The sequence below is a fragment of the Massilia sp. Leaf139 genome (assembly GCF_001424165.1).
Classification (GTDB): domain Bacteria; phylum Pseudomonadota; class Gammaproteobacteria; order Burkholderiales; family Burkholderiaceae_D; genus Telluria.
The window spans coordinates 911,251-926,226 of the sequence record NZ_LMOJ01000001.1; the positions used below are offsets into that span (position 1 = coordinate 911,251).

The 14,976-nt window shown below is 62.9% G+C and carries 11 protein-coding genes; 3 read left to right on the top strand and 8 right to left on the bottom strand.

Translation table 11 applies throughout. The features are described from left to right. The first annotated feature begins 104 nt into the window (after positions 1–104). The 3 genes from ASF77_RS04060 (at position 105) to ASF77_RS04070 (ending at position 4,274) form a co-directional block, all read left to right on the top strand. Positions 105–2,843 (top strand): EAL domain-containing protein, encoded by a 2,739-nt coding sequence (locus tag ASF77_RS04060; RefSeq protein WP_056334745.1) that lies wholly within the window; start codon positions 105–107, stop codon positions 2,841–2,843. Between the two features lie 343 nt (positions 2,844–3,186). Next, a complete protein-coding gene (locus ASF77_RS04065; protein WP_056334747.1) occupies positions 3,187–3,624 on the top strand; it encodes a universal stress protein in 438 nt (145 codons plus the stop codon). 164 nt (positions 3,625–3,788) lie between these two features. Further along, complete coding sequence (locus ASF77_RS04070) at positions 3,789–4,274, top strand: universal stress protein (protein WP_056334751.1); 486 nt, start codon at positions 3,789–3,791, stop codon at positions 4,272–4,274. A gap of 52 nt (positions 4,275–4,326) precedes the next feature. Here the strand turns inward: ASF77_RS04070 and ASF77_RS04075 are convergent, their stop codons facing one another. The 8 genes from ASF77_RS04075 to ftsZ all read right to left on the bottom strand — a co-directional run bounded on the left by ASF77_RS04075 (position 4,327) and on the right by ftsZ (position 14,949). Next, on the bottom strand, positions 4,327–5,460 hold the full coding sequence (locus ASF77_RS04075; RefSeq protein ID WP_056334753.1) for a diguanylate cyclase: 1,134 nt from the start codon (positions 5,458–5,460) through the stop codon (positions 4,327–4,329). 144 nt (positions 5,461–5,604) lie between these two features. Continuing rightward, on the bottom strand, positions 5,605–6,618 hold the full coding sequence (locus tag ASF77_RS04080) for a hypothetical protein (protein ID WP_056334755.1): 1,014 nt from the start codon (positions 6,616–6,618) through the stop codon (positions 5,605–5,607). A gap of 1,226 nt (positions 6,619–7,844) precedes the next feature. After that, positions 7,845–8,471, bottom strand: coding sequence for an integrase domain-containing protein (locus ASF77_RS04085; protein WP_056334758.1), 627 nt, complete (start codon positions 8,469–8,471; stop codon positions 7,845–7,847). A gap of 44 nt (positions 8,472–8,515) precedes the next feature. Beyond that, entirely contained in the window at positions 8,516–8,890 is a 375-nt protein-coding gene (locus ASF77_RS04090; protein ID WP_056334761.1) for a hypothetical protein, read from the bottom strand. Positions 8,891–10,148: 1,258 nt separating this feature from the next. Continuing rightward, the gene (locus ASF77_RS04095; protein WP_082493538.1) at positions 10,149–10,751 is read right to left on the bottom strand and encodes a TadE/TadG family type IV pilus assembly protein; all 603 of its coding nucleotides are present in this window, start codon (positions 10,749–10,751) and stop codon (positions 10,149–10,151) included. Then, complete coding sequence (locus tag ASF77_RS04100) at positions 10,738–11,226, bottom strand: TadE family protein (protein WP_056334769.1); 489 nt, start codon at positions 11,224–11,226, stop codon at positions 10,738–10,740. Before ASF77_RS04100 ends, ASF77_RS04095 begins: the two co-directional genes overlap by 14 nt. Then, entirely contained in the window at positions 11,223–12,743 is a 1,521-nt protein-coding gene (locus ASF77_RS04105) for a pilus assembly protein TadG-related protein (RefSeq protein WP_082493539.1), read from the bottom strand. Before ASF77_RS04105 ends, ASF77_RS04100 begins: the two co-directional genes overlap by 4 nt. Before the next feature lie 1,006 nt (positions 12,744–13,749). Next, entirely contained in the window at positions 13,750–14,949 is a 1,200-nt protein-coding gene (gene ftsZ / locus ASF77_RS04110) for a cell division protein FtsZ (RefSeq protein WP_307180130.1), read from the bottom strand. Between the last annotated feature and the right edge of the window lie 27 nt (positions 14,950–14,976).

The following is a 14,976-nucleotide window of genomic DNA, read 5'->3' on the forward strand; positions in this document are numbered from 1 at the left end:
TAGCCTGCCAGTGCGCGTGACGCGCCGGTACGCCGCCGTGTCTGGGACGCAACCGGGGTGCTGTACAATCGGGGCGCACTCCAGACGTTATCGACAGGAACCCCATGACTGCACCGGAACGCCCGGCACCGCACGACCAACCGCGCTATCCCCTGGCGCGGCTGGTGCTGGTCACAGGCGGACTGATCCTTGCACTTGGGCTGCTGACGGTATCGATCCTGCGCGCCAATTACGGCGACACGCTGCGTGCGCAGGAGAATTCGCTGCGCAATATTTCAGTGGCCTTCGCCGCCCAGACGCTGAGCGTGGCCAAAGCCGTCGACGGGACGACGGTACGGGCCGCCAGCATTTTCCGGTTTCGTGGCGCTGCCGGCGTCGAGGAGATCCTGCGCGACGAGCACTCCGGCGGCGCCCTCGACTATCTCAGCAGGCTTGCCGTGGTCGATGTTGACGGACAGGTATTGGCAAGCGTCGTTCCTCCCGGTTCGGCCGGCCCCGCGCTGCCGCCGGTGCCACGCCTGCCGGTTCCTGTGCAGTCCCGGGCCGGCGTGTCGATCCACGTGTCGGACATCGATCCCGCGTCCGGACGTGCTTTCATCAACTTCGTGCGTCCCTTGACCGCCCGCGACGGCAGACCCGGCAGGGCGGTCATCGCCCAGGTCGACTCGGATCAGTTCCAGCGGCTATACAGCCTGGTCGCGCTCGGCGCCGGCGGTTCGGTCACGCTGTTTCACCGCGATGGCACGATGCTCGTGCGCGGGCCGGCATTCGGCGCCGGGATCGGACGTTCCTTCCTCGATACCCCGCTGTTCCGCGAACGGCTGCCTCGCGCCGCGCGCGGGACGTTCGCGACGGGCAGCCCGCTCGACGGTATCGACCGCCTCTACGGGTACGACGCAGTCAGTGCGTATCCGCTGGTGGTCATTGCCGGCATGAACCGCAGCGCGGCGCTCGCTTCATGGTACGGCCGGCTCTGGACGGCCGTGACCTTCTTCGTGCTCCTTGCCGCCGTGCTCTCCTTTCTTGCCTGGCGCGTGGCGCGCGACGCGCGCCGGCAGCAGCGGCTGATCGGGCGCCTGTCCGCCAGCGAGGCCCGGCTCGGTAACAGCTTCTCCTACCTTTCGTCCATCATCGACGCGGTGGGAACACCGGTCTGGGTGCTGGACGCCAGACTACGCATCGTCATGGCGAACTCGGCCTTTGCCCGCTTGGCGGGGCGCGCGAAAGAAGAGGTGATCGGAGCGGGCGAAGAATGCGTGTTCGGCGCATCGGCGGAGGAGCGGCGTGTCCGGTACCAGGCATTGCTTGCCGACGGCGCGCGTGCGGAGACGGTCGGCCCGATGCGCGATGGAAGCGGCGAGACGCGTACCGTCATCCAGCTGACGACCAGGCTGGTGGCGGAGCCCGGCGAGGTACAGCTGGTGAACGTGCTGACCGATATCACCGAACGCGAGCGCGCCGAGGCAAGGCTGAGGTATCTGGCGGAGTTCGACGTCCTGACCGGGCTGCCCAACCGGGCCCGGTTCGCCCACTTGCTCGCAGGACGGATGGCGCTTGCCGGCACCGAAGGGGCCCCGCTCGCGGTGCTGGTGCTCGTTTTCGAACGCTTGCACGAGGTTGCCGACCTGCTCGGCCATGCTGCCGGCGAACGGGCACTGGCGAAGATCGGCGAACTCCTGAAAATGCTCACCGATGACCGGGCCGTGGCGGCGCGCATGGGCGGTGCCGAGTTTGCCTTGCTGGTCGATGCCCGCGAGGGCAGGGCGAGCGTGGAAGCCTTTGCCAGCCGGCTGCTTGGACAGTGCGCGGCGCCGCTGGCGCTCGATGGCCGCGAGTTCTTTCTCGGCCCCGTGCTGGGAGCGGCCCTGTTTCCCCAGGATGCCGGCAACGCCGAGGCGCTCTACGGCTGTGCCCAGCGGGCATGCGGCGGGCACGGGGTCGAACTGGCAGAAGCGATCCACTTTTTTTCTCCGCACATGCAGCCCGATCTCGACCAGCGCTTGACGCTGGAAGCACACCTGCGCCGCGCACTCGAGCTCGGGGAACTGCGTCTCGTGTTCCAGCCCAAGGCAAGCGTCCATGGCAACCAGGTCGTCGGCTTCGAAGCGCTGCTGCGCTGGAGCAATCCGATCCTGGGCGAGGTTTCTCCCGCCCAGTTCATTCCGGTGGCCGAGCGTTCCGGCCTCATCCTCCCGATCGGGGCCTGGGTGCTCGACGAAACCTGCCGCCGGATTGGCGAATGGTCGCGCCAGTTGGGACGTCCCGTCAAGATCGCGGCTAACCTGTCGCCGCGGCAGTTCTACCAAAAATCCTTGCTGGCTACCATCGGTGGCTCGCTCGAGCGCCACGGCGTGTCGCCCGGCTGCCTCGAGCTCGAAATCACCGAGACCGCGCTGATGAGCCGTGAGGAAGAGGTCGACCGCCTGCTGCATGCGATCCGGGCGCTCGGGGTCGAATTGTCGATCGACGACTTCGGCACAGGCTACTCGAGCCTTGCCTATCTGAAGCGCTTCCCGGTCTCCCGCCTGAAGGTCGACCGCGCATTCGTGCGCGACTTGGACAGGGACGACGACAGCGCGGCGATCGCACGCTCGATCGTCAACCTTGCACGTGGCCTGCGCTTGCAGGTCGTTGCCGAAGGCGTCGAAACGGAGGCGCAGCTGTCGATCCTGCGCGAAATGGACTGCGACCAGTACCAGGGATTTCTGCTCAGCCGTCCGTTGGAAGAGGCTGCGGCGCTGTCATTGCTGGGTAGCCGCGAGATTTGGGCGACCGCCGGCGATACGGCCGATCCGGACGATGCCGGACTTGCCGGCGTATCCGAAGACGCGCGGGCTGGCTGAGCGTTTCCTGCGGGGGCCGTTCCTCGGCCCCGGCGGAGATGGTCCGCGGAGGGCGACGCTGGCGGGAAGTCGACGTCCAGGTACACATGGTCGTCTAGAAACCGTGAAATTACAGTTTGTAGGTTTGATCTACATCATTGCTTGTACTGACTACCAGGGCCATCCTGATCTACATCAATGCGCGCGCACGGCGATCGCGCGGTGACGACGCTTCTGGTGGGAGTCATTTGCCGACATGTTCGCGCTCGTCCTCCCCTCCCGGTGCTCGTTCTGCGCGACAGGGTAACTCCGGCCATGGGCCGTGACGATACCGGTGCACGCAGGGTTTCATGGAGGAGCTGCCATGTTCAAGCGTATTCTGATCCCCACCGACGGCTCGTCCGCTTCGCAGCGGGCGATCCTGGCTGGCGTCGCGCTGGCCAGGGAGACGGGCGCCGCCGTGATCGGGCTGACGGTCATACCGCCGTTCCATTCGTTGACGTTCAGGCCCGAGATGCTGGAGGCGACCCCGGAAAGCTACGAGGAGGAAGCGGCCCGGCGCGCCCGTCGCATCCTGGGCGATGTCGAGCAGGCCGCGCTGGAGGCAGGCGTTCCCTGCACGGTCGTGCAGGCCAGCGGAGACAGTGCCCACGAGGCGATCATCTCGACCGCGCGCGACAGGGGATGCGACCTCATCCTGATGGCTTCGCACGGCCACAAAGGGATCAAGGGCCTGCTGCTGGGCAGCGAAACGCAGAAGGTGCTGGTACACAGTGCGATACCGGTGATGGTGTATCGCTGAAGAAAGAGCAAGCCGGCCTGCAGCGATGTCGAGAGCCCCTGGATGCCAGTCCTGCCAGCGGCTATCGGATCGGTCATGCCTGAGATGCGAGCCGGCGCTAAGCGCTGTCCGCGCCGCCCGCTCTCACCAGTGTGGACTCCTCTCCCACGAACCCGAGCTTCATCATGATCATCGAAAAAATACTCGTCGCCACCGACGGCTCTGATCTGGCCTTGCGTGCCGCCCAGGTCGCGGTGCTGCTGGCCGGTACGGGGGCGCGCCGGATCGTCGCGTTCTCGGTCGCGCAACCGCATTTTTCACTGCCCTCCGACACGCTCGCATCCGTCGACGCGGGCGCCGAACTGCGCCGGGCCACCGGGGCCGCGGATGCGCACGTCGCTACCGTCGCCCACATCGCCGCGCACGGCGGCGTCGCTTGCTCCACTGCCACCCGGATCGGCTCCGCACCGGGGCGCGAGATCGTCAAGGCGGCCAAGGAGCACGGTTGCGACCTTATCGTCATGGGTGCGCACGGCCCCTTCGACGCCAACACGCTGTTCACCGGCAGCGTCGCCCAGCATGTGCTGGCCTGGTCCTCGATACCGGTGCTGCTGTTGCGCGATCCGCGCGATGCGGCGCTACCCGAATTCGGCCAGTCGCCGTCGCCCTGAGCATGGGACAGGGCCGAAGTCCGGGCCGCGATCGACCGCGACATACAGGCCTTCAACCCGGCGCCCTAGGCACCGCTGGAGGCGCCAGTGCTGTCCGGTTACGGCCGGTTTCCTTCGCCACGTAAAGGGCACCGTCGGCTTCGCGCAGCAGGTCGTTCCAGGAGGCATGTCCAGAGTCGAGCACGGCGACGCCAGCGCTGATGCTGAAACGCAGCGGCTCCGCCGCGCTGGCAAGAGTCACTGCCGCGACCGCAGTGCGCATGCGTTCGGCACAGGCCAGCGCGTCGCCCGCGCCGGTCTCGGGCATCACGCAAACGAACTCCTCGCCGCCGATGCGGCCGATGTAGTCGCTTGCGCGCAGGCTGCCCTTGCAGGCCTTCACCATCGCGCACAGGGCCTGATCGCCGACAGCATGCCCCCAGGTATCGTTGACCCGCTTGAAGTGATCGATGTCGAGGATCGCTACCGCAAGCGGACGGCCATGGCGCCGGGCCAGCAGCAGGTCGTGCTGCGCCAGCTCCGTCACGTAGGCGCGTGACAGCGCGCCGGTGAGGCTGTCGTGGCGCACTGCATCGAGCACCGTCTGCTCGGCCAGGAAGAGGCGCCGCCGCAGGTGCAGGTTGGCGAGGGCCACGCCGAAGGCCAGAGGCCAGGAAAGCCCGTACAGCAACAGCGTGTTCAGGAACATTGCCGGGGCCAGGGTCAGCGACGCCAGCAGCGCCAGCAGCATCGAGGATGGCAAGGTGGCGAGCAGGAAGCGGTGCGGGCGCGGTTCGATGAGCGCGAGCAGGAACAGGGCGCCGGTCAGGCCCGGCAGCGCCAGCACCAGGCCGCGCGCGACCAGGGTGGCGCAGATCACCATTGCGCCAGCGTGCGTCGCATAGAGCCAGGCACAGCGCCAGGCGGCGTTCCAGCGCAGCCGCCCGCCCGCATAGGCCAGCGCGCCGAGCAGCACCATGGCGATCCTTACGCACACCGTGAGCAGGGCGCGCTCCGGATCGAGCCAGGCGTCCCAGGCGGCGAACAGGATCACGAACACGCCGAAGACCGGGCCGAGCACAGGCAGCAATTGCGCCAGACCGGCATCCACCTGGGCGTCGAAATGCTGTTCGAGCTCGCCTTCGAGCGGCTGGAACAGGCGCTGAAGTTCCTCCAGGCCGCTATCGCCCCGTTCGACTGTGTGCATGACCCCTCCACACAGGCGGTCGACCTGAACGCAGCATCGACTGGTCACTGGCGTGGCGCCAATCCCACACGGGAACGGCAACCGCCATCAGACACGGATCGCTCCGGGCTGCACGACCAACGGCAATCCGCGCCAGCCCTAACCCTAGTGCCTATGGCGCCCAACGGGATCGAGGCGGACAATCCGGTACTGGTTGTCCCGAAATCCCCAGGCCAGGATCTGCCCACGGTCGTTGATATCCACTGCGGCTTCAAGTTGCCAGCCGCTCCCGGGTATCAGCCGCTCGCTGAGGTTGGTCAGTCTGCCATGCTCATAAAGAAAAGCGCCTGTCTCGAGCCAGCGGATATTTGCGCCGCCAACCACCTGTCCGCGATTGTTAATGGCCACGGCAAACGCAAACGGTCCGCCCAGGGTGCCCAGATCCGTGGTCTGACCATTTCTGTAGAGGAAAGCACGTCCATCGGATCGCCCTGCCGAGCCCGGCAGTCCGGCTGCACCGACGATGTCGCCGCGTTCGTTGATATCTTCCGGCAGACTCCAGTGAGCAATCCGGGGCCCGATTACCCGCACGCGTCCGCGTGCCCAGACCACGGCCTGCTCCGGGCCGGCGAAGCCGACCACCTGGCCGCGGTCGTTGATCCCGCGCGAATATGCGGGATAGTCCGGATCGTAGGCTGGAATATCCCGTAAGACGCCATTCGTGTACAGGAATGGAACGTTACGACCGTTCGCCGGTGTGTGGTTGCCGGTGATGTCGCCGCGATTGTTAATACCGGATACGCTGGCGTCTTCGCCGACGGCGCCGAGGTCGCGCATCACGCCGCGCGCATACAGGAACAGGTGGACGCGGCCGTCGACCCCGAGCGACAGCCCGGCGACCTCCCCGCGGTCGTTGATGGCGCCAGCGGTGCTGAAGCCCCCGAGCGAGCCGAGGTCGGTACGCACGCCGTCGGTATCGATGAAGCCGTGGGTGACGCCGCTTGGCGTCACGAAGTTGCCGATCCCTTGGCCCCGGTTATTGATGTCGTGAAGCGGCGGATCGGGCACGACGACGCGGTACAGGACGCCGGCGCGCTCAGTGTCCTGGGCTGCAACGAAGGCCGGAGCTGCCACCAGTACCGCTGCACTGGTAATAAACGACTTAGCGCACCTGTTCATGTCAACTCCCTTGCACAAGAAATGAAGAAGAATTCCGAGGCTATTGCGCGTCCTGGTTGGACAGATTGATCGAAATCAGAAAGGCATCGCTTGCTTAACCACAACTAGCGAAGCATGGTGAGTTTGGATGCAACCTGATACGTGGTTCAGGAGTGTCGGTGGATAGTGTTCCGCCTTCCGGCCTGGGAGTCTATATACATGTGCTCCTTCGATGCGCCCAGCTTTCGAGGATGAGCAATGTCCCGCCGTAGCAAATCCGTCGCCGCTTTTTTGCGTCTTCGGCAAGCCCCGTAGACGAGTGAAGTGGGTATCGTCGGCGCCTGCGCCTGCACCATCGGCAACTTCATCGGCACACGGCTTGCCGCCAGTAGTCAGCCGGGAAGTTGAGCGCAAGTGAGTGCATGCACCTACGATGCCAAGCTCGCGGCACTCAACGAGCGTGGCTGGCGCCTGTGCAAAGGTAATGCGCTGCTCCTGGCCCTGCTGGCGGCGGTATCTGCCAGTGCCCGGGAACTGGGCATGCAGGATCTGGTAGTCATCACCGTCAAGGGATCGGCACTCGCGTCAGTGGCGGCCGACATCGCACCTCTGCCTAGTCCGCACACAGGGTATCCGGAACCGCAGGCCGAAAATTTCTCACTGGTGGGGAATTGGTGTTTTCACCCCCTTCGATAGTAGGCGTTTTCGCTCGACGACGCATGATGGTGGAGGTACCTCTGGTTCCGCGGCTCGCTGGCCAGACTGCCCACTGCAATACGGTGGATGAGTGCGAAATCAATGCGTTACCATCCTTTCGGGAACGAGTCGCGAGGATGAGGAACAGGGCAGAACCTGTCGTCATGGTCGTGGAAGGCGTGAAAGGTCGTGGGGGCGTAAAGAAAGAAGGACATGAGCAGAAAGAGTTGGCCCACGCTGCGGAGAGGGAGGCGTTATCGACCCGATAACTGTGGCCGACTGCCTGCCTTGGAGAGTTAACCGGTCAAGCTTGCCGGCTCGTTGGGAGCGCCACAACGAACGTAGCGAAGCTGGCGAACGGGACTACAAGGAGAAAGAGCGATCAACGCGCAGGAGCTGCTAGCTGCAGACTGGGGCGCCAGCGCCGTCCTCTTGAGACCTTATATGCGACGGGGCCGCTTGGCAATCTGGTCAGATCTCCACGTACGCACGACGAACTGTTCAGTCATCGACGCGTACTGCGGCCAGAGCAGGAACGACAGGTACACGAGCTATCCGGCCGTCCCGACGCCCGAGGTACCCCCCGCAATCTGGGGCCTGCCATGACCAAGCTGCTCGGTTACGGCAAGATACGCAGCCTGCATCGTCGCGGAATCGATTACATCGCCGCCTCGTACCGGCGGTGCGAAGTCTGTGAGCTCGACGTACAGATCAGCCGCGAACTGTTGGCGTAGGCCATGACCGGTGACGCCCAGCACCCGTCGGTTCACGCCAACTCGATGCAGCGTGTTGGAAAAGCGCCTCAGAGCTTGTTTCAATGACAGGCCCGGGTGCCCGATGTGGGAGCCGTGCGGCGCGGCTTCGAGCGCGCGTGACAGAGCCCGCGTCTGTGCCGGGTTGCGAATAGCAGTGTAGCGCAGGCGGCCGCCTTTGCTGCAGCGCTTAATTCGCAAGAACGCCAGGTAGGAGCCAGGGGACGCCGAGGCGGGTAGGGCGTGGGCAGGCACCTCGGCCAGCCTGGGCACGAGCATCACTGCTTCCTTGCGCCGCAGCCCGAACGCGAGCATAACCTCCAGGATCACTGCCGTGCGCGGGTCGCGTTTCGCCACTGCCACTAGTACGGCTTCAGCGTCGATGCCGTTGCCTTCCCAACTGCGGCCGGCTTGCGCCGTGGTCATCCGGGTCACCAGTTCTGCTGCGACATAGGTGTCTGCCCGTTGCACTAGTCCCGGCTTGCCGATCCATGTGGAAAGGGCACGTAAAAACTGAGTTGTTGCTGGATGTATGCCGGCCTTGCCGGAGCCTCGTGCGCCTCGTACCTAACACCGTGGCCCGCCAGCTCGGCTGGCAGTGTTGGATCGGCCGTCCAGTCGCGCATGAGAAACCCGATGTGGCGGCCTCCGAGGTGGGCTGGGTTGTCGAGCCGGAAACCGAGCTCGCGCAGCCTCGTGAATATCCGGAACAAGGAAGCTGCCTGCTCCGCACGCGTCTTGTATGAAATCACTTTGCCGCGCTTCGCGTGCATTCCATTGTGAGCGTCGATGAGCGCCTGCAGCTGACGCTTCCAGCCGCCTGAATGTTTGCTCTTGTGTCGCATGTCCACTCCTGTAAGCGCCGGGCATTTCATAGTGCCGCGTTCTGGCGACGCAGCACGGCAGGCTTGGGTAGAGAACCTGACACACGGCCCGGGCGCGTCAGCGGATAGAGTGGCCTCGCGGCCTGGGAGTCTTCAAAATGTGCTTCTACAATGCGTTGAGCTTTCGCCAGTGAGCATTGCCCCGCCGAAGCGGATCCGCGACGACTCGCGTCGCGGCGAGCCCTGCCAATGTTGCCGTGGCAGGCCCTGCTTGGATATCAAGTCATGTTCCTTCGCCGCTATCCTTCGGCCCTCCCACCGGGCCGCACGGACGATTGCCCAGTTCACCTGTCGCCCCGGCCTCTAGTGCCGGGAGCGACAGGCCACCGCAAGGCGGTGACGTCGGGCTGGAACATGTTTTCTCTTAGGAAGTGCAGATCACTGCCGCTTTGGTCGGCAGGCTGCAGCGCGGTTCGTGTCTGATGTCGACGGCAAGGAAGGTGACTGGTCTCGTACTAATCCAGACGGCCTGAGCGTGCGGCGTTCCGGATTGATACGCATCAGATGTCTGTCCGCAGCCGTATTAGTACTGGGGGACATCGTCAGGCGCTGGTACTAAGTGAGGTCGGGCTAACGATTTTATGGGCACGCGCCGCTGTTGCCGCTTCTCCTCAACAACTATTTGGATCCAAGCGGCAATTGTGGTCAACCACAAAACCCAGGCCGCTGCAGCGAGCATTAAGGGATTTAGCTGAGCGTATCCGGATAGTAGTGCCCCGCTGATGCCAAGACCTCCGGCTGCTCCATATCCGAAGCAGTGCGCGCGAGTTCGTGCGATCTTCGCCCATGGCAGGAACGCTACTCCAAACACGAATAAGAAAAAGGCGAGAGCCAGACCGCTCGCCAGAGCATCTGCGGCAAGGGATCCAGCGGCACCGATGAGCGCACATGCCATCAGGTAGATTACGCGCGGCATTTGAAATGGCCTCCCGTCGCTACAATTTGCTGCCAGCTGGTGGCCGCTGGGCCAGTACCGTAGAAAACGTAGAGACATTACGGTAACGAGTGTGCCGCCCATCGCTAAGCCAAGCATGTAAGCCGCTGCCGGTGCACCGACGAGAAAGCACCCAGTCTCGAGCAGGGCAAGACCAAGAATCCCGGCCGCAAGCGCACCGAAAGTGCGGCTACGCATCGTTGGACTAGGGGTAAGCGTGGCTTGTGACATTCTGCCTACGATGGTCATCCGCTAGCTTACTGACGAAGGTCGTAAAGCGGTTACTTATGGCGCCTCGCCAGGCACATACCCGAGTGACTCTGCGGTGGCAGTGGTCGTCGCGCGAGGCAGGGGTATGGTCAGCCTGAGCAGTGGAAACAGCATCTGGTACTGAACCCGCTCGCATTCGACAGGAACTCCCGGGTTGCAAATCTGTGCTCGCACCAGTCTTACACATGTGGGAGCGTTCGGATTCGTGTGGCATGTCTGACGATTCGCCGCAGGACTCGCCGGCAAGGCGCCCCGGTCGATTCTTGTCGGGGTCAGGGTTCCGTCTGCGTCGCGCACGAGCGCCAGATAATCGATGCGGACGTGCTCATGCGTAACTGGCATGCCGAGGGGGAGCTCGCCAGGCATTTGGCGGAATATGGAAAGGTAGCGTATGCGATCGAGCGCGGTCTGATCCTGGAAGTTCGCTGACGACGCGCCGCGCGCAGCACTGCGCGTCACTTCCTGGAAAGTGTTGTACAGATACATAATGCGGGCAAGTTCGATGATGCATAACACGAATGAGAGGAACACCAGTATCAAGAGCGCAAATTCAACCGCAGCAACACCACGCTGGTGCGTTTTCTGCGGCAAGGCACGGGGAAGCTTAATTGCTGACATAGGGCACCGTTGCAACTGCGGAAACCGGCCAGCCGTATCTTCCGGTATTGACTAAACCAAAAAACTGATCCTTCAAACGGAACTGAATGCCGACGTCGACGTTCTCGGGCAACGGGCCGTCCTCGACCCCGGTGCACAGATTGATCATGCCATTGGCAGATGTCCCACAATGCAGGACGACGGTGATGCTGTTTGGGGCGGGGATCAGTTCGGTAAGTTGCGACCTGATGATTCCTCGGGCAGTGTCCGCTGCAGCGAGTGCAAGGGTCGGATCACGCATTTCCTGTTCGGATATAGTCGAGAGATAGCGTGCCCCATCTTGTGCGGCCTTCTGCACCACGGTGTAGTGCCAAAAATAGATCGCAAAGAACAATGGCGCTGTAAAGAAGACAAGCAAGATCGGAAGTATCACGGCAAGTTCAACCGCCGCAGCACCCTTTTGCCGGCGCCCTGGGTTCGTGATGTCGTTGCTCATTGGAATAGCTCCACCTTGCCGACGAGCGCAGACTCGGGGATCGTGCCTGCGAATTCCGCACTAATCGTCGTACTCGTGGCCGGGATCGTCATGAAGAAGCGCCCTATGCCCAGAACCGTAGCGGTCACATCGGCGCCAGCAGGAACAGGGCAGGACAGCAAGGGGATGTTCAGCACCCTGCGTCCGACCTGCGACATCGCCAAGCGCGCCGCGGCTGGGGCGCTGTAGTTGTTCCCGAAGGTCGCCTGGTACGGTGTGTTCGATCCGGCCGGATAATTTGAAACGGTCGGCTTCGGCTTGTATAAACTTCCCCAGTCGTTCGTGCCGAAGGTGGCGTAGCCATTTTTCGGCTCGCTACTGCCAGCTGAATACGAGATGTACTTCGCAGGCTTCGCGTACGACCACAGCACGCCGTAATTGTCTGCAGTGGTACCGGCTGGCGTAGCGAGGGGATCCGCCACCGTTTCCGCGCGTCCGCCGTCGGTATATGGCTTCGCCGTTTGGTTGCCGGTATGGCCCATCCAGGCTACGGTGGCTCTGCTGAACGGTTTGATGTTGAAGTCCGGCGGTGCCCCGTTCGGATTGCACTCGCCGCTCGCGTAGTCATCGAAACGGGAGTTCAGCTGATTAAAGAGCGACGCAAGCGGAAATGGACGCGATACATGAATCGGTGCGCCCATTACTCCTGGGGCCCAAATTTTTCCCGCACACACGGACGGGCCGACTTTCGAAGGCGTCGTGTTCGCACTGGAGTATGGCTTTCCAGGCAAAGCGAAGGGATCGACGACGAAGTTTTCGCCGCCGGTACCGTTCGGATTGAGCGCCATCAGGTCATAGCTCACGCCTCGGCGGAATCCGAATTCCACCAGCTCGGCGAGTGGGGGCGGGCCAGGATTCGTTCGCAGCCCGCCTGGATCCGGTGACATTGCGCAGATCGCCAGCGGCGTAATCTTCAAGTTTGCCCGTCCTGCTATTGCACGGTCACTAATGGTGAACGAGGAGAGGGCAGGGGATAGCACGCCTGCCATGAAGGTGGTGCCGGTTCCGGAACCATCATTCAAGCGAGTCGTGTCAACTTCCACATAATAAACTTCTGCAGGCTGGGCCTTTGCTCCTTCCGCGCTTATCCAGTCGCCCGCGGGCGCCGGCGATTTGCTGAACCGAACGGCCGAATCAGTCCAGGTGTACGAGCTGCCATACGTATGGCGGTAAGTAGCCGCGATCGCAGCAGCCTTCGTCAACGCACTGGTAACGCCCACTACCGTCCCGTCAAGCTGGCCCGCTGCTGCTAACGCAACCGCCTTTGCCATGCCCTGGAGCTCGGCCTTCCGGTTATACATTTGCCCCAGGTCGAGGGCTACAGCACACATGCCGAGCATCACGATCAAGGAGCCGGCACACATGATAGCGAAGGCGCCTTCCTGGCGGCGGAAGGGCAAACGAAGTGAGCCGGAATACCGGCGCCCGACGCTTTGGGCGTAGCTTGGTCTTGCTGTTGATTGCTCACACGTGAACATAGGTCCGCCTCGGGTTACACAACGGGAGCGTGGTGCACCTCGATTTTAGGAGTACCTACAACGAAGTAATTGATTATCAGCAACAACTTGAGCTTGCAGCTGGATGGGAGACGAACGTTCGGCAGACGAAGGGAAGTGCACAGCGAACTCTCGCATTGGGTAGCCGAGCTGCTGAACTTTGCCGCAACCGTCGCCAGCGAGCCGTGCAATCGCGTGTAGGAGCTACGAGTGGGAGTGATTGCCAGCGCGGCAATATACGAAATCCGCTGGAATGATAAGACCCCCGTATTCATGAGGCTTTTTTAAACCGAAGTGCCACCCCAGCGAAATCAATGCTTCATTTTCGATTAGGTGTGGCAGCTGGATGAATAGGTGTGACGTTGGTGCAGATCTTCAGCTTGCAGAACTCCAGGGACTTCCTGGATTGCGCGAGCGAACGTGGTGGTAATGCTGTTCTGTGTGGGCAGTATAAACCTTTAGCTGCAACCCAAGATTCAGCTGATACGAAGGAATGGATTTGCCGCGCAAAATGACGATCGTGGAATTTGAAATCGACCTGGTAGGGGTGCAGGGCATCATCACTTATGATGCCAAGAATAACGAACTGACTACTTATTCGAGATAAGCTATCTGCGCTTTCGAGAAGCGCTGGAAGAACTAGCGCCGGCTCTTGAGAAGATCTGCATGTACGAACCCGTTAGAGACGCACTGCGCGAATCCGAGAGCCTGGCGCGTGAAGGACAATTCGACGAGGCGGAGGACGTAGTTTCAGAAATCAATCGTGTTCTGATGAAGGCTTCCGGCGCCTGGGACAGAATGGTGAAGCGGTTTCCTCTGAACGAGGGTAATGGAGACGCCTCAACCCGATATGGAATATGCGATCGATGACCGTGACGGGCCTGGATCGACGTGACCCAAGGTCGAGACCGGCGACGGCGGCAGTTGGTCTGAAGAGGCTACGGATCGGGAGAATGATCCGCAGCGTGCGTTGTCGAGCATGCTTCCCTTAGCCTTGCTGGCACTCGTCACCGCTCGTCGAAGCCGACTGGCGTGACAGCGATCCCGACCGTTGCTCATGCTGTGCCGATGTCGGACGAACCGATCCAGGCAATGCCGTCTGGCGCAGCACCGAGTGCGGCTGGGCACCTACGCGCGGCGTCGGCGACCGCCGCGTCCCCAGCGTAAAGTCGCTGGGCCGATTCAATCCCGTCGCAACCACCGTCACCCGCATGGCATCGCCCAGCGTCTCGTCGAACACCGCGCCGAACTTGATGATCGCGTCTTCGTTGGTCTGTCCGCAGATGGCGTTCATCACGAGCTTGGTTTCGCGCAGCTTCAGCGTTTCCTCGGATGCCGCGATGTTGACCAGCACGCCGCGCGCTGCGCGCAGGTTCGGGCCGTCGAGCAGCGGACAAGCGATCGCCTCTTCGGCGGCCTTGACGGCACGGTCGTCGCCGGCGTGTTGGGCAGTGCCCATCATCGCCATGCCGGTCTGGCGCATAACCGTGCGCACGTCTTCGAAGTCGACGTTGATCATGCCTGGCACGGCAACGATGTCCGCGATCCCGGTCACCGCCTTGCTGAGCACCTCGTCGGCGGCGGCAAACGCCTGCTTTTGTGTGACGTCCTCGCCCAGCACCTCTTCGAGGCGGCTGTTCAGGACGATGATCAGCGAGTCGACGCAGCGTGCCAGCGCCGCGATGCCTTCTTCCGCCACGCGCATGCGCCGCGGGCCTTCGAATTCGAAGGGTTTCGATACAACGGCCAGGGTCAGGATGCCCAGCTCGCGCGCCACCTCCGCGACCACGGGAGCGGCGCCGGTACCCGTGCCGCCGCCCATGCCTGCGGTGATGAACACCATGTCCGCGCCTTTCAGGGCATCAGCGATGAGGCTGCGTTCGCGGGTCGCGCAATCGCGCCCGACCGCCGGGTCGCTGCCGGCGCCGAGACCGCTCTCGCCGAGCTGGATGCGTTTGTCGGTTGCGGTTGCCGCCAGCGCTTGCGCGTCGGTATTGGCGCAAATGAAGTCGAAGGTATGCAGGCCGATTGAAGCCATCCGGTTGATGGCGTTGCTGCCGGCACCGCCGACGCCGATGACCTTGATAACCGTCTGCGCATGGGGAAGTTTTGATTCGGACAAAGGAAACTCCGTATGAAGAAATTGCGGTCGGATGTCCGTGGACTTGTCGCTCTGACTGCCAGGCAACACCGAGCCCGTTAGCCTACTTGCTGT

Excerpts from the sequence above, each read along its gene's own strand:
- ASF77_RS04065 (WP_056334747.1), top strand. The coding sequence starts at position 3,187 with ATGTTCAAGCGTATTCTGATCCCCACCGACGGCTCGTCCGCTTCGCAG.
- ASF77_RS04085 (WP_056334758.1), bottom strand. The coding sequence starts at position 8,471 with ATGACCACGGCGCAAGCCGGCCGCAGTTGGGAAGGCAACGGCATCGAC.
- ASF77_RS04090 (WP_056334761.1), bottom strand. The coding sequence starts at position 8,890 with ATGCGACACAAGAGCAAACATTCAGGCGGCTGGAAGCGTCAGCTGCAG.
- ASF77_RS04100 (WP_056334769.1), bottom strand. The coding sequence starts at position 11,226 with ATGAGCAACGACATCACGAACCCAGGGCGCCGGCAAAAGGGTGCTGCG.
- ASF77_RS04070 (WP_056334751.1), top strand. The coding sequence starts at position 3,789 with ATGATCATCGAAAAAATACTCGTCGCCACCGACGGCTCTGATCTGGCC.
- ASF77_RS04095 (WP_082493538.1), bottom strand. The coding sequence starts at position 10,751 with ATGTCAGCAATTAAGCTTCCCCGTGCCTTGCCGCAGAAAACGCACCAG.
- ASF77_RS04080 (WP_056334755.1), bottom strand. The coding sequence starts at position 6,618 with ATGAACAGGTGCGCTAAGTCGTTTATTACCAGTGCAGCGGTACTGGTG.
- ASF77_RS04105 (WP_082493539.1), bottom strand. The coding sequence starts at position 12,743 with ATGTTCACGTGTGAGCAATCAACAGCAAGACCAAGCTACGCCCAAAGC.
- ASF77_RS04060 (WP_056334745.1), top strand. The coding sequence starts at position 105 with ATGACTGCACCGGAACGCCCGGCACCGCACGACCAACCGCGCTATCCC.
- ASF77_RS04075 (WP_056334753.1), bottom strand. The coding sequence starts at position 5,460 with ATGCACACAGTCGAACGGGGCGATAGCGGCCTGGAGGAACTTCAGCGC.